The following is a 20,366-nucleotide window of genomic DNA, read 5'->3' on the forward strand; positions in this document are numbered from 1 at the left end:
AAGCGTACTAAATACGATTAGTATTAAAGTTGCTGAATTGCCCAGCTCATAAATTCCTTTCTTGTTTCTTCATCTGCTTGTAACCACCAATATTGAAGCATTTGCTCTGGGTGAGTTGCAGATTGATCGCCTGCTGGTTCGCCTGTAGTTGCTGGCGCTGCTGCTTTTGATGACACTGGCGCTGTTGCTGCTACTGTGGCACTCGTTGCTACTGCTGCAACAGGTATGGTTTTTGCGTTACTGTCAGTTGCAGAAGCAGCTAGTGTATCAATATCTTCACCTTTATTACCGCCAAATAAATTACTGATAAAGCTACTCTCTTTGTAGTCCGTTTGGGTGACTTTATAGTTGACCGAACCATTATCTTTACGAGAGATAACCACTTGCGGGTCCTTTGCAAACGATTTAGGTTTTTTGACAAACTCACCATCAATGGGTTTAAGTTGGTATTCGTGATCGCCATCTACGGTGATATCAATAATAAACGGTGAAGACTTAATGAAGCTCTGACTGTCACTGAAATCATCATCCACCATGTCGTGATACCGAATTGCAATTTTGTGGTTACCATTTTCAAGTGCTAAATTGGTTTTATGAGTAAACATGTTGGTATCTATTTCTTTACCGTCAAGCGCTAGGTATTCAAAAGACATAGGAATGGTCAGATTAGCAGCTATAGCCGATGTTGAAGTGACGAAAGCTAATAACGCAGCACTTAGCGGAAGAGTAAATTTCATTGTTGCTCCTTAACGATTGTTATTTCGATATGGCCGTTCAAACATTTGAATGCGCTCTTCAATATAGCTAATTGCTTGACGACATTTCCCTAATCTTCGATGTAGAGAAAGAATTTCATTTTGTATCGTGATTTTGTCAGTACTGTGACAGTTTGCAAGCTTAGTTTCCATTTCGGCAATTTTTTGTTCAAAAGTTGTAGCCCAATTCAAATGTTTATTTAATTCCTGATAAATTTGATGGCTATTCTTCATTACATTGCTAGCTATCCAAGCAAAACCACTGTCTGAATGCTGTTGTTGCTGCTTTTTAGCGTATCTAGCGCGACTATTAGCACGCTTTTGTTCAGCTGTATTCACATTTAAGTTGGTGGTCACTAGTGCACGTCTTAATGCGGTAAACCTGTCTTGAATACGCTGACAGCTCAATTCGATAATTTTGACATCAAGTTTGAGCGAAAGTTGCTTTTCTAATTGCTGGATATCTTTTTTTAGTTGCTGAATGCATGGGCTTAACTGAGCGCCTTGCTGAATAAATAGTTGCGAGTTAAACCGTTCGATGTCCTGCAACATTTTCTTTTGTTGTGCGGGCAAGTGTTGATCATGATGCAGAGCGTCTTGTTCAAGTGCACTAAGTTGCTGCTTTAACTGGTAGATAAGCTGATTGGTATTTCTCATAGCCATGCCGTCCAAGCTAGGTGTGCAGCAATAGATAATACAGTAATAATAAACAGTGGCTTAACAAACGGGATCCCAAATCTAATTGCTGATTTAGCGCCGATATATGAACCTGCCATCATGCAAACGCCAATCCATAGCCCTAATATCCAGTCAACTTCACCCAATAATGCAAAAATGACCAGCGCAGTGACGTTACTCACCGATGTCATGACTCGCGCTAAAGCACAGCTGTTAAGCAAAGGGAGTTTGTGTAGTCTAATACTTGATACAGTCCAAAAAGCCCCAATTCCCGGGCCTGCAAATCCATCATAACCACCCAGTAACACTCCTTGCGCTGCTTGTTTTTGCTTACAAGGGGATGTCATGGGGGGCTCTTTTAAGTTCTCGCCCATGGCTTTTGGACTGAATAAGGTATAAATCGCAATGCTGATGATGACTAGGGGGAGTATCTTTTCGAGCCAAGCGGCATCGATTAAGTAAACAAAGATACTACCTAATATCGCGCCAATGAATGTGGCTATAAAAGCTGTACGCCAAAACTTTAATCTGATGAGTTGTTGCTTATAGTAAGTGTAACCTGCAGTGATAGAACCAAAACAAGCTGCCAGCTTATTAGTGCCTAGTGCTAAATGAGGTGGGATCCCCATGGTTAATAGGGCTGGAATAGACAATAATCCACCACCACCGACAACGGCATCAATAAAGCCTGCAACAAGACCTATGACGGCTAATATGATCCAATGGCTTGGATCTAACAAAAATTCCAAATAAATACCTATTCAATAACTTTACGAAATGGCGGTAGGGCATCGAGTAGTGATTTGCCATAACGCTTAGTAATAAGACGTCGGTCTAAAATGGTTACCCGACCATAGTCATCTTCTTTACGGAGTAATCTACCACAACTCTGGATTAATTTGCGTGAAGCATCAGGAATAGTTAGCTGTAAAAATGGATTACCACCTTTACTCTTGATGTATTCTGCATGGGCTTGTTCAACAGGCGAGGTTGGCACTGCAAAAGGGAGTTTCGTGACAATCAAATTAGTTAAATAATCACCTGGTAAATCTAAACCTTCAGAAAAACTACCAGTACCAAAAATAATACTGGCTTTCCCTTCATCACAACGTTTTTTGTGCTGCTGTAATATTTGTTGCCTTGGCATAGTGCCTTGAACAAAAAGTTGGTCTTTTGGAATTTTGCTGATGACTTGATCGGTCACTTTTTCCATTTGCCAGTATGAGGCAAACAAAACCAAAGTCGCCATTTCATCTTCTACTAGCGCGATGATTTGTTCTGCTAGCTCATCAGTAAAGGCATCTTCAGTTGGCTCGTTATTCATTTGAGGAATAAATAAGGTGGCATTATTTTCATAATCAAATGGTGACAACAATGCTAAGAAACGACTTCCGTCATTGAGTGATAAGCCGACTTGATGAGCAAAATGGTTAAAATTATTTAAGGCTCTAAGTGTGGCGCTGCATAACACGACGCCAGCTGCTTTTTGCCATAACATATGCTCAAGCATAAACCCGACTTCAATAGGCGATGCGCAAAACAAGTAATCTTGCTGTTTACCTGTAATAAGCTCAGCCCACCTCGCCATAGGTGCGCCTTTTTTAGAGTCTTCTTTTGCAAGCATCTTCCACAGTTTGCTTAAATTCTCGAGTCTTTGCAGGATAAACCCAGCCTCAGACAGGGTGGCTTCAGCCTGATGCTTAGGCAACTCACCATCTTTAATGGCTTCACTGAGCACGGATTGAATTTTGTTAAACTGTTTAACCGCTAAATTTGAAGTGGTGGCTAAATTTTCTGCCATAATTAAGAGCGATTCAGGTAACTTACCATTTTCGAAACGTAATCTCGTTTCTGGGTTGGCAAATAGTTTTGGCTGAGTATCGCAAAAATGCGCCACTTGATTTAGTTGCGTAACTAAGTCGCCAATATGGTCCAACATGGCTTGGACTGGCGCAATAATATGGGTAGTTTTAAGTTGGTTTTGTAGTTTTGAACAGGTTTTAGAGGCTTTTTCTAACCAATCACTTGCGCCGCGAAGCGTCGCTTGTGCGCTAGAGAAATCTCTGGCTACTGTCGGTAGGTGATGGGCTTCATCAATGACATAAAACATGTCTTCTGGCTCAGGTAAAATGACACCGCCACCGAGCTCTAAATCTGCAAATAATAAACTATGGTTAACGATTAATACGTCCCAAGTTTCGACATCTTCACGTGCTTTATGAAATGGGCAATTGTGGTGGCTCGACATTTGGCGGTGACAACTGTGTTTATCGCAGCAGATTTGTTGCCATAAAAAGTCGGGTAATGGCTGTTTCAACGTATCAATCTCGCCGTTCCATTTACCTTCTTGAAAGTCTTGATGTAGGGCTTTTAATAAATCAATTTGGCTCTGATCTGGTTTAGTTTGCCACATGGCCATTTGCGAAGTGTCTTCCGGACCAATCATGGCTGCAAGTTTTGCTAGGCAAACATATCTTTGTCTGCCTTTAACTAGCCCAAATTTAAAGTCGACACCTGATTGTTGCAAAAAGAAGGGGAGATCTTTGTGAAGTAACTGCTCTTGAAGTGCCACTGTTGCCGTTGCAATACAGACCTTTTTTTTGCTAGCAAGAGCCAGAGGAATTGTGCCTAGAATATAAGATAAAGATTTACCAATGCCGGTTCCAGCTTCGCATACCATGATACGACGCTGCTTATCGTAATCACCTGCTAACGTTTTAGATATTTCTGCCACCATATAGTTTTGTTCTCTGCGAGAACGAAAATTTGGCATCGCAGTCGCAATATCTTTATAGATAGTGCGGATCTGAGTTTTAATATGATCCGTTAACATGTATGACCCATTAGCAATCTTTACTTACTAATTCTTTATTTGCTGGTATATGCTGTACATAATAACAGTGATTTTGATTGTTCGGAATAAATAATCGAATGTTAAAACAACTCTTGTCATTTAAAGGCGATGAATAAAGGTGATGAATTTGCTACTTAAGAAAGTGTTTAAAAAATCACATCTAGCCTGTTTACCAGTAATGGCCGCTTCAAACTCTTATCGGGAGTCTCTTTATGGGTTGTGTGATTAATGACTTCAAAATCTTTACAGGACACGGTTTTGCAATCGGATAATAACTTTTTATCAATTAAAGGAAGAGTACTAACGCGCCATGCAAGGTACCTAAACGGTAAGTTGCTAGTGCAATATTTTTTGAAAACAGAATCTGGACCTTGTTTAGTTGAAATTGAGCAAGCTGAAGTCATATGTTTTTGTAAACAACAAGATACTGCACTTATATTAAGCCACTTTAATTCTGGCATTCGTATCGAACCCATTAAGCTCAAGAATTTTAATCACCAACAAGTGTCATGCATATACCTTAAGTCAACAACGCTGCAAAAACAGTTATTAAGAATTGCCAATGATGCGGGAATTGAGATTTATGAAGCAGATATAAGAGTAGAACAGCGTTATTTAATAGAACGCTTTATTGCATTAGATGCTGAATTTATTGTAAATGGTGCATTACCTAGAGATATAAATAAACTGCAGAATGAGTATCAACAAGCTTCTTCACTGAACGTAGCTAAAGCTCTTCCTAAATATTCTGCAATAAAAGCACGTAAAGCTGATGTTGAGGTTGCGCTGTCAATGATCTCATTGGATTTTGAATGTAGCCCTACAGGAGAGCTGTATTCTGTCGGCTTATATGGTGCTGAGTCAGCACTGGATGATACGAGTGTGTTATATCAAAAGGTGATAATGGTTGGTCAGCCTCAACTTGATGACCCTGTAAACCAAGAAGGTAAAGCTGAAGGTGCAAGTAAATATATTCAATGGGTAGAAAACGAAATTGAATTAATTCATGAACTGATAGCTTGGTTCAATGATTATGATCCGGATGTCATCATAGGTTGGGCAGTTGTCACTTTCGATTTGGCGTTATTATATCGACGTTGTCAGTTGCATAAAATTGCTTTACTTATTGGCCGTGCAGGAACTGAACTATCATGGAAAGTTGAAGATAAATTTAGGCCCGAAACATTATCACTTCCCGGTCGGGTCGTTCTTGATGGCATTGATTGGATTAAAGCGGCTTTTTATCAATTTGAACGTTACTCCCTCGAACACGTATCTCAACATTTATTGAATGAAGGTAAAGCGATAGATCATGTTGAAAATCGAGGCCAAGAGATTTGTCATCTATTTGCCCACAATAAACCAGCATTAGCAATATATAATCTGACAGACTGCAGGCTTGTTTGGGATATTTTCAAGAAAACCCAACTTCTTTCTTTCGCATTAGAAAGAGCAACGTTAACCGGATTAGAGTTCGGTCGCGTCGGGGCATCTGTTGCAGCATTCAATAATTTATATCTCCCCCATTTACATCGAAGTGGTTATGTAGCACCTGCAAGGGCAGCAAGCAACGGATTAGAGTCACCCGGTGGATATGTGATGGACTCAATTCCAGGTTTTTATAAAGATGTACTGGTACTTGATTTTAAGAGCTTGTACCCATCAATCATTCGAACGTTTTTAATTGACCCTAAAGGTCTTGTTGAAGCAAAGCTACAAGCTGAAGATACAACAGTGCCAGGCTTTTTAGAGGCAAGATTTAGCCGTGTTAATCCGATATTACCTAGCTTGATTGCCAAATTAGCAGAGCAAAGAGAGCTCGCTAAATTGCATCAAGATAAACCGCTTTCTCAAGCTATCAAAATAATAATGAATTCTTTATATGGTGTATTAGGTTCAAAAGGGTGCGTATTTCATGACGCCAAGCTCGCAAGTTCTATTACGATGCGTGGTCACCAAATAATGAAACAAACTAAAACTTGGATAGAAGAAGCAGGCTATAAAGTTATTTATGGTGATACCGATTCAACCTTTGTATGGCTAGGCGAAAATCACCAAATTGAAGATATCAATAGCCTAGGAAGTGAACTGGCTACTTTAGTCACCAAGAAATGGCGACAGACTTGTATTGAACAATATCAAATTGACAGCTTTTTAGAATTAGAGTTTGAAAGCCATTTCAATCAATTTGTCATGCCAACGCTAAGGGGTTCTGATGCCGGTAGTAAAAAACGCTATGTTGGTGCTTCTAAAGATAGCGAAGGGCAGCTTGAGCTGACGTTTAAAGGAATGGAGCAAGTGAGAAGTGATTGGAGCCCTGTAGCTAGAAGGGTTCAATACCATTTGTATTTCTTATTGTTTACTCAGGGTGATGTGAAGGCATATATACAGCAAGAATTAGAAAAGCTTGAAAATGGCGACTTAGATGATGAGTTAGTATTTCGAAAGCGCTTAAAAAGGCATGTTGAAGAATATATGGCTAAATCTTCTCCACATGTTAAAGCCGCTATCAGATTAGTTCAAATAACTGGTGACACTAAAGCCGGCAAACGGGGAAAAATGATTGAATATAGAATGACGCTAAATGGTGCCCAGCCAATTGAAGCTTTAAATGAATCTATAGATTATCAATATTATGTAGAAAAGCAGATTAAACCCATTGCAGAACCCGTATTAGCTCTGTTAGGTGAGGGGTTTGACAGCCTCAACAGTAACCAGATGATGTTAATTTAGTGTTGCTTGATATTGCATTTGTGGTCATTCGTTACTATTTTTGTATGGTTTAGTAGTTGATTGTACTGTTTGATGTGTTCTTTTAGTTTATTACAGTGAGAAAAGCATGCATTTCTTTGTTTCGACATATTTCCGCGTGCTAGCCTTTAATCAAAGGATAATACAAACAAAATGGACTGTTATCAGAAATATGATGAAAATAAAATGGGAAGGTTTAGCTCGATGAAAAAAACTTTAATTGCTTCAGCACTTACAACCGTAATGTTCGTACCAGCAGCTTCGGCTATTGAGATTTACAAAGATGATAAGAACTCAGTAGAGATTGGTGGTTTTGTTGATGCTCGTGTTTATCATGGTCAGGATACGACAGAAGTTGTAAATGGTGCTTCACGTATTAACTTTGGCTTTGATCGTCAAATGGGTGATGGCTGGAATGCATTTGCTAAATTAGAGTGGGGCGTAAACCCATTTGGTAACAGTAAAATCCAATATAACAATGACCAATTATCTTACGATAATGACGAATTTTTAGCTAACCGCCTTGGTTATGTTGGTGTTAACCACGACACATACGGTACGCTAACTGTTGGTAAGCAATGGGGCGCTTGGTACGACGTGGTTTACAACACAAACTACGGTTTTGTATGGGATGGTGATGCCTCTGGTACATATACGTTTAATAAAGGCGACGGTTCAGTAAACGGTACTGGTCGTGGTGACAAAACAATTCAATACCGTAATGCTTTCGGTGACTTCAGTTTCGCAGTTCAAGCGCAATTAAAACAAGATGAATTTGAAGTATTTGATGATGGTTCAGTTGGTAACGAGCCTTCTCTTCCTATGATTAATGCACAAGAATCAATTGCAACTATTGAATACAATAACACCTATGGTTTAGCATTAACTTACCAAGCTACGGATAAGTTTGTTGTAACAGCCGGTTTTAACACAGGTGAATTCAGCGGTGAAACTGTTGATAATGAAAAAATCGAAGAAACTGATTTAATCTATGGTATTGGTCTTACTTATGGTGCAGGTTGGGATGCTGAAGGTTTATACGTAGCAGCCAACTACAGCAAACAAGAATTTCACGATACAGATAACATAGGTCGTTTATTGTCTGATGCTTATGGTGTTGAAACATTATTATCTTACCGTTTCAACAACAACATTCGTGCATTCGCTTCTTATAATATCATTGATGGTGGAGATGCTTATCAAGCAGACTACAACGGTGATACATTTAAACGTCAGTTCACAGCAGTAGGTGTTCATTACATTTGGGATGCCAATACTGTTATTTACATTGAAGGTCGTATCGACAGCAGTGATTTCAGTGGTAGCGAAGAAGCTGCAATGAAGTTATCTGATGATGACGGAATTGGTTTTGGTATTCGTTACACTCTTTAGTATTGAGCTTCACACTAAAGAAAAAACACCCTTTTAAGGGTGTTTTTTTTTTGCCTGAAGAAAAGCTAACCACTTACGTTTGTTAATGGGATGTGTATTGCACCTTTGGTCGTCTACATTTATTAGTTTAAAAAAGCACCACTTGAAAACAAAGTGTTAAATCTAAGCGTGTGTTGCGGTACATGATTAAATCGTTAAAAAACAGTGACTTGGTTTGAGCTGGCAGATGATTAGTCTGTTTGTGTTCAGATATGTGAACAGATCCACTACGAAAAAGGTACTTTCTCTCGTTATGTTAATGAAACATATGTTGAATAAATGTTTTATTTGTGATTTTATTGCTCTTGAAATGTAGTAGCGGTGTAATTCGCTCACATTCACCAATTTGATTTAATCAAATTGAAAATAAGAAAGATATAAGTCCAGGGAGATTGACAATGCATAAGAATTTATTAGCTAAATCAGTGCGTCTAGCAATGATTAGCGGTGCAGCTGCGGCAGCACTTAGTACACCGATAGCTTTCGCTGCTGAAGATGATGGCGCTTCAGTTGAACGTATATCTGTAACAGGTTCACGTATCAAGCGTACTGATTTAGAGACTTCTAGCCCAGTAACTGTTATGGATGCAACTGAAATCAAAGCATCAGGTTATGACCGTATAGAAGACGTCTTAAATCAGTTACCACAAGTTGAAGCTGCTGAAACAGCATTTTTGGCTAACGGAGCGACAGGCACAGCAACAGTAGATTTACGTGGCCTTGGCTCAAACAGAACTCTTGTTTTGATCAATGGTCGTCGTATGCAAGCTGGTAGTATTACTTCGCAAGTTGCTGATATTAACCAAATACCTGCATCTTTAATTAAGCGAGTTGAAGTTCTAACTGGTGGCGCTGGAGCTGTTTATGGTGCAGATGCCGTTGCTGGTGTTGTTAACTTTGTCATGAATGATGACTTTGAAGGCTTTGCTATTAATGCTGGAGCTTCAGGCTATCAGCACGATAATAACAATAAGTATATTCAAGGTTTAATGGATGATAAAAATTTCGATTATGAAACTGGAAATACGGGTGTAGACGGAAAAACTTACACTATTGATGTTACTTTGGGTAGTGATTTCGATGATGGAAAAGGGCACGCTGTAGCTTACGCTGTTTGGCGCCGCAATGATGAGTTGTTGCAAGGTTCTCGCGATTATGCATCTTGTGCTTTAAATGGTGCAGGCGATACTTGTGGTGGCTCTGCTACTACGCCTAACCCTCACTTTGACATGTTCCCTGTTGTAAATGGTGAAGTTGATTATACTCAGGAATATTGGGGCTATTTAAACCCTAATGGTGAAGGTTTCATGGAAGATGACGGCTACCGTTATAACTATGCTCCTGTAAATCACTTTATGCGCCCGAATGAACGTTTTACAACTGGTGCATTTATTAATTATGAGATTAACGAACATTTCCGTCCTTACATGGAATTGTCATTTATGCATAACAGAACAGCAGGTCAAATTGCTGAATCTGGTACTTTCTTTAACCAAGAAATTTTATTCGATTACGATAACCCACTTTTAAGTGAACTACAAAAAGAACAGTTACAAGACTATTTTGGGCAAACTCCTGATGATCAATTCGTAGCATATATTGGGAAGCGTAATGTTGAAGGTGGTGCTCGTTCTAATAACCTAGAGCATTCTTCTTACCGTATTTTAACTGGTATGGAAGGTGAGTTAAATGACTCGTGGGCTTATGATGTAAGCTTCGCTTATTCTGCTACCTCATCTAGCTCAGTTTACCAAAATGACTTGCTAGCTCCTAAAATACCTTCACGAGTAGGTGCTGTAGATACTGAGTGTAATGAAGAGGACGGTTGCCTGTATTATAACGTTTTCACTCTGGATGGTGTTACTGCAGAACAAGCTGCTCAACTTGCAGGCGTTGGTACACAAACTGGTTTAGTTACTCAGATGATTTATAACGGTTATGTTACTGGTGAATTTGACTTAGCTTTACCTACAGCATCATCAAATATTGGAGCTGTGTTTGGTTTAGAACGCCGTGAACAATCTTACGAACGAATTTCTGATACTGTTTATGAAGAAGGTCAATTACTTGGTCAAGGTGGCCCTAATCCAAGTTTATACGGTGAGATTACTGTTAATGAAGCTTTTGCTGAAATCGCAATACCAGTATTCGATGAATGGAATGTTAACTTAGCTGCTCGAGCTTCAGATTATTCGACTTCTGGAACCGATTACACTTACTCGTTAGGTACTGATTACACTTTGGTAGAAGCATATAAATTCCGTTTTAGCTATGCCAAAGCAATGCGCGCACCTAACATCGGCGAACTATTTGACTCTCAAAATATTGGCTTATGGAGTGGTGATGACCCTTGTGCAGGCACTGTAGCGGAAATTACAGCAGCTGGGTTTACACAAGAAATGTGTGCCAATACTGGTGTTACCGCTGCTCAATTCGGCAATATCACCAAATCTCCAGCTGGACAGTATAACCAGTTTTCAGGCGGTAATCCTGAATTAAAGCCTGAAGAAGCTGATACATTTACTTTAGGTTTAGTTGCTAATCCGTTAGAAAATTTCAATTTTTCTGTGGATTACTTCAATATTGAAATGGAAGAAGTGATCGGAACTATTGGTGCAGAGCGTATCCTTACAAACTGTGCTACAACAGGGGATTCATTATTTTGTGATAGCATTGAACGAAGTTCTTCTGGAAGCCTATGGCTAGGTCAGGAGGGTTATGTATCAAACCTCGGTTCTAACATCGGTGGCCGTAAATGGGAAGGGGTAGATGCAACAGCTAGTTATAGTCTCGACTTAGGAAATGGAACACTAGATTTCAACCTTAATGGATATTACAGCATTAAGAAAGAAGTTGAGCCAATTTTAGGAGATGACTCGCTTTCATATGATTGTTCTGGAGTTGTAAGTACGTCATGTTTTGCTTCGCCTAAATGGCGTCATAATTTAACAACTACTTACGGTGCTGATGATTATAGTGTTTCGCTGAAGTGGCGTTATTTTGATAGTGTAGACTATGAAGGCACAGCTGATACATCACTGATTGATAATGGTGGTATTGATGCTGTTAGCTATTTTGACTTGTCAGGCCTTTATGCAGTAACTGATTATTTAACGCTCTCAGCTGGTGTTAATAATATTTTTGATGAAGAGCCTCCAATGGTAGGTAACACTATATCAAGCAATGCAAACACAGTTTCTGGTTTCTATGACACATTAGGGCGTTTCGTATTCCTTAATGCGGGCTTGAAGTTTTAATCTCTTAAATTGAAGAGTATTTACAAACTATTAAGTTATTTATTTTGAATAGTTACAACATTATTTTATATATCTAACGTTTATAAAGCACTGAACATTAAAATGTTCGGTGCTTTTTTATATTTAAGTTACTATTAAAATAAGTTGAACAATAAACGATCAGTAGACTTTGAAAATATAATTGTTTTTTACTTGACAGCTTTAATACCACTTATGATTAAAGTCTTTCCTGATTCTTCGGGAAATCTCATTGGCACGGTGATTTGGCTCTAGCTTTACACTCTATGAACGTATTCCATCCGCGGCAGCATCTATCAATAATATCTTTATAATCTTTAAAGCAGTGATTGATCAAACCAAGTAATGCCGACGTAACAATTTCCACACTTGCTTTATAGGGTTTAATTCAGGCGAATAAGGTGGGAATTTCAATATCCAAAGACTTTCTAAAGCCGCGGTTGTAACTTCTGTATGCCAACCTGCACCGTTAACAAGTGAGTAGCGAGCTTTTACCGTTACTGCAGATATTTGTTTTAAATGTTGTTTCATCGCATCTTGATTAACAAAAGGTGTGACCAAAGCTTCTGTCGCACTGGTTGCAAGATAAACCAAATAGGGAAGCATATTCAGATTTTGGTTTCCTTACTGCTCTTGCTCTTCAGCCTTTCGGTGCCCATAATTACGTGGTCGTATTCTGTTGTCTAACACTCTCCTCGTTTTGGAACCAAATAACAACCTGATCAAATGGAACATAAACCGGAAGCACTGCGATTACTTTATTTTGTAGTAAAGGTTTCTTGTGCTTCTTTAGATTGTTTACGGGGTTGAAAAGGCTAGTTATCTAGCTAAATCCGAGTTTATGTAATAACCAATATATAGGTGAGTGACAATAGGATACACCGAATTCATTAAGTATAAATTTTTGAACATCCTCTGCAGTTAAACCACCACCTCTTTTAGGAGTCGCAGCACAATCTATAAATTAACACAGCTCTTTTCTGCTTTAGTGTTATTCAACTCAACTAACCTAACTGAGGCGTGGAGTCCAGACCGGTCATACAGTAGTTCATGTAGTTCGATACTGCGGCGAATGGTATTTAAGTGGCTAGCAACCTATGAGTGATTATTTGCAGAAAAGTCGCAATAGTAAGTAGCTGAAATTTCTTATTAGCATTTTCTTTTGCTTGTATAAATGAAGAACGTCTTTGTAGGTAATGGATGTCATAAAAATTAAGTAATAAAAAACCACCCCATAATTAGGTCATACTTTAATCACAATAGGTATAACAGATAAATTGGATATTTTAGTAAGAATGTTTACTATTTGAACTTTTGAAACATATCTAATGCCCAACACTTCATTTTCCCTAGTTTTGATGTCCTCAATTGTTGACACAGGTCAACAATTTGTGAAATGATGCGAGCGGGTCTATGCCTTAGCAGGTATAGAATAGGGAAGAAAAAACTAACAATCACAAGAGAAAGATAGACTTAGTTGCAGCAACAAAGATTAACAAATTAATCTTGGTTGTTACATACTGGTTAAGCTTTCTAATTCACTATAAATTGGTTGGGAACTATGTCCAAGGTAAGCAATAGAACTAAAATCGCTACTGCACTGGTTGGCGCGCTTGCATTAGCTAGCAGCAACTTCGTGATTGCAGATCCTCTAAGCGATGTACAAAAAGCAGATACTAAGATCCATACAGATGCCGCTGCGTCGCAAAATAAAGTTGATAAATATTTCGATCAAGCACAAGACATGCTTTTTGAGTATGGTTCAGTTGCTGACGAGCGTGAATCTTTAAAATCATACAATGATTATGTTGCAGGCCTAGTTGCTGACCAACAAGCAACGATGAAGCTGATTCAAGATGATATCGATGGTGTTGATGCTCTTAGACAAGGTGTTGTTCCTTTAATGTTTAAAATGGTTGATGCATTAGAGCAATTTATTGCTTTAGATCTACCGTTTAATCTAGAAGCTCGTGAAACTCGTGTTCAACGCTTAAAAGATACATTAAACAGTGCTGAAGTTACTTTAGCTGAAAAATACCGTCTAATCCTTGATGCTTATAACATCGAGCGTGAGTACGGTTCAAAGCTAATTGCTGAAACAGGCCAATTAGAGCTTGACGGTAAAGAAATCTTAGTTGACTTCTTAAACTTTGGCCGTGTGAGTTTATATGCTCAAAGCCAAGACCAAAAGTCAGCTTGGATGTATAACGAAAGCACAAAAAGCTGGGATAAGTTAGAAGCTGGTTATCTTCGTAACTTAAGTAAAGCTATCAAACAGGCTCGTGGTCAAGGTGCTCCTGATCTATTCGCCTTACCAATCCCTGCTGCGGAGGCTGCGCAATAATGAAAAAGTTTATTACTACAGCAATCGTTGCTGCTAGCTTGTCTCTAACTTCTGGAATGGTTAGTGCTGCTGATGCACCAAAAACGATTGAACAATTATTACAACAAGTACAAACAGATCGTGCTAACGCAAATAAAACAAATAAACAGCGTGAAGCAGAATTCTTAAATGAGCGTGGCGATAAAGCTGCACTTTTGAAGCGTGAGAAAGCGGCATTAGCTGCAGAAGTACAACGTGGTAAAGACTTAGCTCAAGCATTTACTGACAACGAACGTAAAATCGCTCAGTTAGAAGAAGATCGTAAGATTGCTTCTGGTGACTTAGGCGAAATGTTTGGTGTTGTTAAAGGTGAAGCAGGTGATTTTGCTGGTAAGTTAGTTAGTTCTAACATTACTGCTCAATTTCCAGGCCGTGATGCATTTATTGCTGAACTTGGTGCTCGTAAAGAATTACCAAAAATTAATGAGTTAGAACAATTCTGGGAAGCACAGCTTTTCGAAATGGTTGAATCAGGTAAAGTTGTTAAGTTTGACGCTGAAGTAACTGGCTTAGACGGTAACGTTGAAGCGACTACTGTAACGCGTGTTGGTGCTTATAACTTACTAGCTGATGGTGAATATGTTGTTTATAACGCTGACTTAGGTTTGATTCAAAAGCTTTCTCAGCAACCTGGAAGCGCACAAGTATCAAGTGTTAAATCGTTTACTAGTGCAACATCAGGTTACGAGAAGTTATTCGTGGATCCAGCTCGTGGTGTTCTATTAAGCGTATTTACTCAGAAAGCAACGATTGAAGAGCGTATCGAAGCTGGTGGCCCAATTGGTTACATCATTATCGGTATTCTTGTTCTTGGTGCGTTGATTTCGATTGAGCGTCTAGTCACTCTTTACATTGTTGGCTCTAAAGTTAAAGCTCAACGTAAGAATATTGATAACCCAGGTAACAACGCATTAGGTCGTGTACTTAAGGTTTATCATGAGAACAAAGATGTTGATGTTGAAACTCTAGAGTTAAAACTTGACGAAGCTATCCTTAAAGAAACCCCTGCTTTAGAAGCACGTATTTCAATCATTAAGGTTCTAGCTGCTATTGCTCCTATGATGGGTCTGTTAGGTACTGTTACAGGTATGATTGCAACCTTCCAAACAATTCAATTGTTCGGTACAGGTGACCCTAGACTAATGGCTGGCGGTATTTCAATGGCATTGATGACGACTGTACAAGGTCTAGTTGCTGCTCTACCGTTAATGTTAATGCACGCAATCGTAATCGCGCGTAGTAAAACAGTTGTTCAAGTTCTTGAAGAGCAAAGTGCTGGTATTATTGCAGACCATGCTGAGAAGAGGGCTGACTAATGATGCTAATCCTGATGGACGTTTGGGACTCTGTCAGGGGCTTCATGGCCACCGGAGGAGATATCCTCTGGCTGGTAGCGGCTGTACTATTCCTAATGTGGGTTTTGATGCTAGAGCGCTTTTGGTATGTCAGTTGGGTAGCACCAAAAGAGCATAAAGGTATTATAGACCTATGGAATAATCGAGAGGATTCAACCTCTTGGTATGCGCACCGTATCCGTGAAGCTTGGATGTCCCAAGCAAAACAAGATATGAATGCTCGTATGCTGATGATCAAAACCTTAGTGGCAATCTGTCCTATGATTGGTCTACTAGGTACCGTAACCGGAATGATCGCAGTGTTCGATGTGATGGCAGTTCATGGTACGAGTAATGCTCGTATGATGGCGGCTGGTATTTCAATGGCAACCATGCCAACAATGGCAGGAATGGTTGCTGCACTATCGGGTGTATTTTTTAGTACACGATTAGATGCAAAAATGAAAATCAGTCTTGAAAAGCTTAAAGATAGCTTGCCGCACCACTAGAGAGAGTATTTAAAATGGCACGTAAAAAGCATTTAAATGTAGAAGAAGAAGCACAAGTAGATATGACACCGATGCTAGATATCGTGTTTATCATGCTTATCTTCTTTATTGTGACGACTTCGTTCATTAAGCCTTCAGGCCTTGATTACAAGAAACCGGAAGCTTCTACTGCAACACAACAAAAATCTGCGAACATCTTTATTGGTGTGAGTAATACAGGCGTAATTAAGATGGAAAACCGTCAGGTTGACATCGAGCGTGTAACAGCAAACGTTGAACGTATGTTGGCTGAAGCACCAGAAGCGGCTGTATTGATTGAAGCAGATCAAGAAGCCGAACATGGCCTTGTTGTTAAAGTAATGGACAACGTTAAGAAAGCGGGTATCGATAAGATTTCGATTTCAGCGGGGAAAGACTAATATGCTGAGAGCAATAGTATCACTCATTTTAGGTGCTGCTGTTACTTTCGCCTTGTTTATCTTCATGGCCTTCTTGGTCGGTGGCGGCGCAAAGCGCGCCGACACCTCATCTGATTCTCCTATCATTGAGATCAGTATGGAGAAGCAGGATACGAAAGTTCAGGATAAGCCAAGGGTTAAACCGAAGCCGCCAGCACCACCTGAGCAACCACCAAAGCCGGAAACTACTCCGCCAGATACGTCGTCAGATATTGATACGAATATGGCATTTAACATGAGTGGTGTTGTGGCTGGCGGTGCTAGCACAGGCTTTAAGCTTGGTAACATGATGACGCGTGATGGTGATGCAACACCGATTGTACGTATTGATCCTCAATACCCAATTGCTGCAGCACGTGATGGTAAAGAAGGTTATGTACAACTTTCATTTACGATTAATGAATTAGGCGGAATCGAAGACGTTCAAGTTATCAAAGCAGAACCCAAACGTATCTTTAACCGCGAAGCTGTTCGTGCGTTAAAAAAATGGAAATACAAGCCTAAAATCATTGATGGCAAGGCGATGAAAGTTCCTGGTATGACTGTTCAGCTTGATTTCACACTGGATAAGGGGTAATTAATGCATAAGATAACTACTCTAGCTAGTGCGTTATTACTGACTTTTTCTTGTACTTCGCTACTTGCTGTTTCTACGGCTCAAGCTGCTGAAAAGTGTCCGATTGACGACCGTCAATCAAGAGCTGTTGGTGCAAGTGCTGGTAAGAAAGTTCAAAGAGCATTTGAAAGATACACAGAAGGTCAATTAGATGAAGCAATCGAAATTTTACTTGAAGTAAATACAAGTAATGACTTTGATAAAGCTTATATTGATCGAATGATTGGTTCATTTTACGCTGAGAAAGGTCAAATGAGCACTTCTGTTAAGTACTTAAAATCTGCTGTTGATGCCGACATTCTTGGTGGAACAGATCATGCTGCAACATTGCGTTTGTATGCTGACTTGTTACTACAAGAAAAGAAGTTCAAAGAAGCAATTCCTTACTACTACAAGTGGATGGACTTCACTTGTAAAGTTGACCCAGTTGTATACCGCCGTGTCGGTATTGCATACAGTGAACTTAAAGAGTGGGATAAAGTACTTGAAGTAGCCGATAAAGGTCTTTCTTTAGTAGAAAAGCCTGATAAAGGCTTATATCAAATGAAATTGACTGCATATTTCAATCAAAAGAAATATAAAGAAGCAGTAAAAGTACTAGAAATTATGGTGCCTTTATTCCAAGACGATAAACGTCTTTGGGTTCAGCTTGCTCAGTTTTATTTGATGACTGAAGATTATACTAAGTCTTTAGCTACATATGATCTTGCATATAAAAATGGTTTTCTAGAGTCTGATGGGAATATTACCCGTCTCGCTCAACTTATGTCGCAGAATGGTGCTCCTTACAATGCTGCTAAGTTATATGAAAAACATATGAAATCAGGGCTAATAAAAGAGAATGAAAAAACCATAAAAATTCTCGCTGGTTTCTACCATAATGCAAAGAACTTTAATGAAGCTGCTAAACTTTATGGTCAAGCTGCTGAGATGTCAGGTGATGCTGAGCTATACCTCAAACAAGGTAAAATTCTAGCAATTTCTGAGCAACCTAAGTCTGCAATTCCGGTGTTTGAAAAAGCATTATCTTTAGGTCTTGATGAACCAGGTGAAGCGGAACTTGAGCTAACACTTGCCCATTTAAGTTTGAAGCAATATAAATCTGCGTACAAACGCGCTAATCGAGCTGCTAAACACAGTAAGACCAAGCGTAGTGCGAACAGTTATATTTCTTACATCAAAGAAAAAGCACGTATCAACAATATTACTCTTTAGTATTGTTATTAAAAAAAGCCCCTTTAGGGGCTTTTTTTTTATCTCTAATTTGTTTAACTATTTTTTGATATGCTCAGTTACAATTTATTACTTTCTGATAGCATGAAAAGATAGTTAAATGACCAACAATAATTATAAATAAGACATTTGAATTTTCGAAATTACTTTTGTCGAACGTAGGGATATTATTATGCAAAAAACGCTAATCGCGATGACCGTTTCATCTCTCTTGCTGCTACAAGCATGCAGTGAACCTCAAACATCAGCTCCAGTTAGCCAACACGCTTCTTCTGACAAAATAGAACAAACAGAGCAAAAGACTGCGGCAGATATTTATAATGAAATGGCTGATAACTATTTCAAAGATGTACTGGCTTTGGAACCTATTTACGCAACGTATGTAGGTGTAAATGATTATAACGACCAATTTGGTGGTTCTTTAACTGAAGAGTATCTCAAACAGCGCCACGAACTTAATTCACGTTATTTAAAACAAGCTAAATCACTTGATGTTGAATCATTACCAGAAAATTTAAAGCTCAGTTTCGATATGTTTATTTATGATCGGCATATGGACTTAGTGGCTGAATCATATCCAGAACATTTTATTCCGATGAACCAGTTCTATAGTACTGTGATCAGTATGATCCAACTAGGTAGTGGTGAAAGCGCCCAACCTTTTAAAACCGTTGAAGATTATCAAAATTGGTTAGGTCGTTTGAAAGGGTTTATTCAGTGGACTGCTTTAGCGCAAGCTCGAATGGATGAAGGAATTCAAAGTAAAGTCGTTTTACCAAAGATATTGGTTGAAAGAATCATTCCGCAGCTAGATGCTCAACTTGTCACCTCTGCAAATGAAAGCTTATTTTACGCACCTATCAATTCATTCCCTGAGAACTTTAGTGCAGAAGAAAGAGCTGCATTAACAAGTGATTATACTGAGTTAATTAATGCTGATTTATTACCGGCACTGACTCAACTTAGAAACTACTTTAAGGAAACTTATTTACCATATGCTAGGGCATCTGATGGTTGGTGGGGGTTACCTAATGGCAAAGAATGGTATCAGTCTTTAGCAAATAGTCACACGACAACGACGATGCCAGTAGATGAAATTCATCAGATTGGTCTGTCAGAAGTTAAGCGTATTTTGACTGAAATGGATTCTGTGCGTGAACAAGTTAAATTTGAGGGTGATTTAACGGCATTTTTTGCTTCTTTAGGAAGCGAACCTCAATACTTCTTTACCGAAAGACAAGGCCTCATTGATGGTTATATGTCTTTAAAAGATGATATTAATAAAGAGCTGCCAAAGTACTTTAATATCATGCCTAAAGCAGACTATGTTGTTAAACCAGTTGAAAGCTTTAGAGAAAAGTCAGCAGCAGGGGCCTCTTATCAGTCTCCTGCCGTAGATGGTTCTCGTCCGGGCGTGTTTTACATCAATACTTTTAACCTTAAAGCCCAGCCGAAGTGGGGCATGACGACGCTATCTTTACATGAGGCTGCACCTGGTCATCACTTCCAGATTGCGATCAAGCAAGAGCTTACAGGTATTCCTGAATTTCAACGCTTTCAAGGCTATACAGCATTTGAAGAAGGTTGGGCGTTATATGCCGAGTATTTAGGCATTGAAATGGGGTTATTTAAAGACCCATATCAATATTTTGGTAAGTTATCTGATGAAATGCTTCGCGCTATGCGTTTAGTTGTAGATACTGGCCTGCATGCAAAAGGTTGGAGCCGCGAGCAAGCAATTCAATATATGAAAGATAACTCGCCGATGGCTGAATCTGACATTGTTGCTGAAGTCGAGCGTTACATGGCCATTCCTGGGCAGGCTTTATCGTATAAAATTGGCCAACTAACCATTTTAAAGCTAAGAGCTGATGCTGAAGCCAAACTTGGTGAAAAGTTCGACTTAAAAGCATTCCATGACCAAATCCTCACCACTGGTTCATTGCCTATGGCAGTTATGGAGAAAAAAATAGCGCGTTGGATTGAATCTGAATTGGCAAAGTAGTTAATAGCTGTTAGCTTACCTTTGTGAACCACATATAGGGAGCTTACGCTCCCTATAATTTTTGAAGCTTTTAAATCTACATAA

Annotated in this window: 16 protein-coding genes; 10 read left to right on the top strand and 6 right to left on the bottom strand. The window is 39.1% G+C overall.

Annotated features, from left to right (window positions below; translation table 11 throughout):
• Window positions 1-23: 23 nt before the first annotated feature.
• The 4 genes from L2735_RS00900 to dinG are packed head-to-tail and all read right to left on the bottom strand — an operon-like array spanning window position 24 to window position 4,266.
• Window positions 24-737, bottom strand: a complete 714-nt coding sequence (locus L2735_RS00900) for a DUF2057 domain-containing protein (protein ID WP_248982919.1) — start codon at window positions 735-737, stop codon at window positions 24-26.
• Window positions 738-746: 9 nt separating this feature from the next.
• The gene (locus L2735_RS00905; protein ID WP_228768503.1) at window positions 747-1,412 is read right to left on the bottom strand and encodes a primosomal replication protein; all 666 of its coding nucleotides are present in this window, start codon (window positions 1,410-1,412) and stop codon (window positions 747-749) included.
• The gene (locus L2735_RS00910) at window positions 1,409-2,182 is read right to left on the bottom strand and encodes a sulfite exporter TauE/SafE family protein (protein WP_248982920.1); all 774 of its coding nucleotides are present in this window, start codon (window positions 2,180-2,182) and stop codon (window positions 1,409-1,411) included. The genes L2735_RS00905 and L2735_RS00910 overlap by 4 nt, the downstream gene beginning before the upstream one ends.
• Before the next feature lie 8 nt (window positions 2,183-2,190).
• Window positions 2,191-4,266, bottom strand: a complete 2,076-nt coding sequence (gene dinG, locus L2735_RS00915) for an ATP-dependent DNA helicase DinG (RefSeq protein ID WP_248982921.1) — start codon at window positions 4,264-4,266, stop codon at window positions 2,191-2,193.
• Window positions 4,267-4,515: 249 nt separating this feature from the next.
• Here dinG and L2735_RS00920 point away from each other — a divergent pair, with 249 nt between their 5' ends.
• From L2735_RS00920 to L2735_RS00930, 3 genes are all read left to right on the top strand, one after another.
• Window positions 4,516-7,020 (top strand): DNA polymerase II, encoded by a 2,505-nt coding sequence (locus L2735_RS00920; protein WP_248982922.1) that lies wholly within the window; start codon window positions 4,516-4,518, stop codon window positions 7,018-7,020.
• A gap of 222 nt (window positions 7,021-7,242) precedes the next feature.
• On the top strand, window positions 7,243-8,430 hold the full coding sequence (locus L2735_RS00925; RefSeq protein ID WP_248982923.1) for a porin: 1,188 nt from the start codon (window positions 7,243-7,245) through the stop codon (window positions 8,428-8,430).
• 437 nt (window positions 8,431-8,867) lie between these two features.
• Window positions 8,868-11,726: a TonB-dependent receptor domain-containing protein gene (locus L2735_RS00930; RefSeq protein WP_248982924.1), complete on the top strand. Its 2,859-nt coding sequence runs from the start codon at window positions 8,868-8,870 to the stop codon at window positions 11,724-11,726.
• A gap of 351 nt (window positions 11,727-12,077) precedes the next feature.
• Here the strand turns inward: L2735_RS00930 and L2735_RS00935 are convergent, their stop codons facing one another.
• Together L2735_RS00935 and L2735_RS20130 are read right to left on the bottom strand one after the other, a co-directional pair.
• On the bottom strand, window positions 12,078-12,350 hold the full coding sequence (locus L2735_RS00935) for a transposase (RefSeq protein ID WP_248982925.1): 273 nt from the start codon (window positions 12,348-12,350) through the stop codon (window positions 12,078-12,080).
• A gap of 217 nt (window positions 12,351-12,567) precedes the next feature.
• The gene (locus tag L2735_RS20130; RefSeq protein WP_428848280.1) at window positions 12,568-12,705 is read right to left on the bottom strand and encodes a winged helix-turn-helix domain-containing protein; all 138 of its coding nucleotides are present in this window, start codon (window positions 12,703-12,705) and stop codon (window positions 12,568-12,570) included.
• A 600-nt stretch (window positions 12,706-13,305) separates the two neighbouring features.
• On the opposite strand from L2735_RS20130, the gene L2735_RS00940 reads away from it, so the two are divergent.
• The 7 genes from L2735_RS00940 (at window position 13,306) to L2735_RS00970 (ending at window position 20,282) form a co-directional block, all read left to right on the top strand.
• The gene (locus L2735_RS00940; RefSeq protein ID WP_248982926.1) at window positions 13,306-14,088 is read left to right on the top strand and encodes a DUF3450 domain-containing protein; all 783 of its coding nucleotides are present in this window, start codon (window positions 13,306-13,308) and stop codon (window positions 14,086-14,088) included.
• A complete protein-coding gene (locus L2735_RS00945) occupies window positions 14,088-15,443 on the top strand; it encodes a MotA/TolQ/ExbB proton channel family protein (RefSeq protein WP_248982927.1) in 1,356 nt (451 codons plus the stop codon). The genes L2735_RS00940 and L2735_RS00945 overlap by 1 nt, the downstream gene beginning before the upstream one ends.
• Window positions 15,443-15,970, top strand: a complete 528-nt coding sequence (locus L2735_RS00950; RefSeq protein WP_220755538.1) for a MotA/TolQ/ExbB proton channel family protein — start codon at window positions 15,443-15,445, stop codon at window positions 15,968-15,970. The genes L2735_RS00945 and L2735_RS00950 overlap by 1 nt, the downstream gene beginning before the upstream one ends.
• 14 nt (window positions 15,971-15,984) lie before the next feature.
• Complete coding sequence (locus L2735_RS00955; RefSeq protein ID WP_248982928.1) at window positions 15,985-16,389, top strand: ExbD/TolR family protein; 405 nt, start codon at window positions 15,985-15,987, stop codon at window positions 16,387-16,389.
• A gap of 1 nt (window position 16,390) precedes the next feature.
• Window positions 16,391-17,005, top strand: a complete 615-nt coding sequence (locus tag L2735_RS00960; RefSeq protein WP_248982929.1) for an energy transducer TonB — start codon at window positions 16,391-16,393, stop codon at window positions 17,003-17,005.
• Window positions 17,006-17,008: 3 nt separating this feature from the next.
• Entirely contained in the window at window positions 17,009-18,259 is a 1,251-nt protein-coding gene (locus L2735_RS00965; RefSeq protein WP_248982930.1) for a tetratricopeptide repeat protein, read from the top strand.
• Between the two features lie 190 nt (window positions 18,260-18,449).
• Entirely contained in the window at window positions 18,450-20,282 is a 1,833-nt protein-coding gene (locus tag L2735_RS00970) for a DUF885 domain-containing protein (protein ID WP_248982931.1), read from the top strand.
• Window positions 20,283-20,366: the final 84 nt, after the last annotated feature.

This window comes from Shewanella olleyana (assembly GCF_023283825.1).
Taxonomy (GTDB): domain Bacteria; phylum Pseudomonadota; class Gammaproteobacteria; order Enterobacterales; family Shewanellaceae; genus Shewanella; species Shewanella olleyana.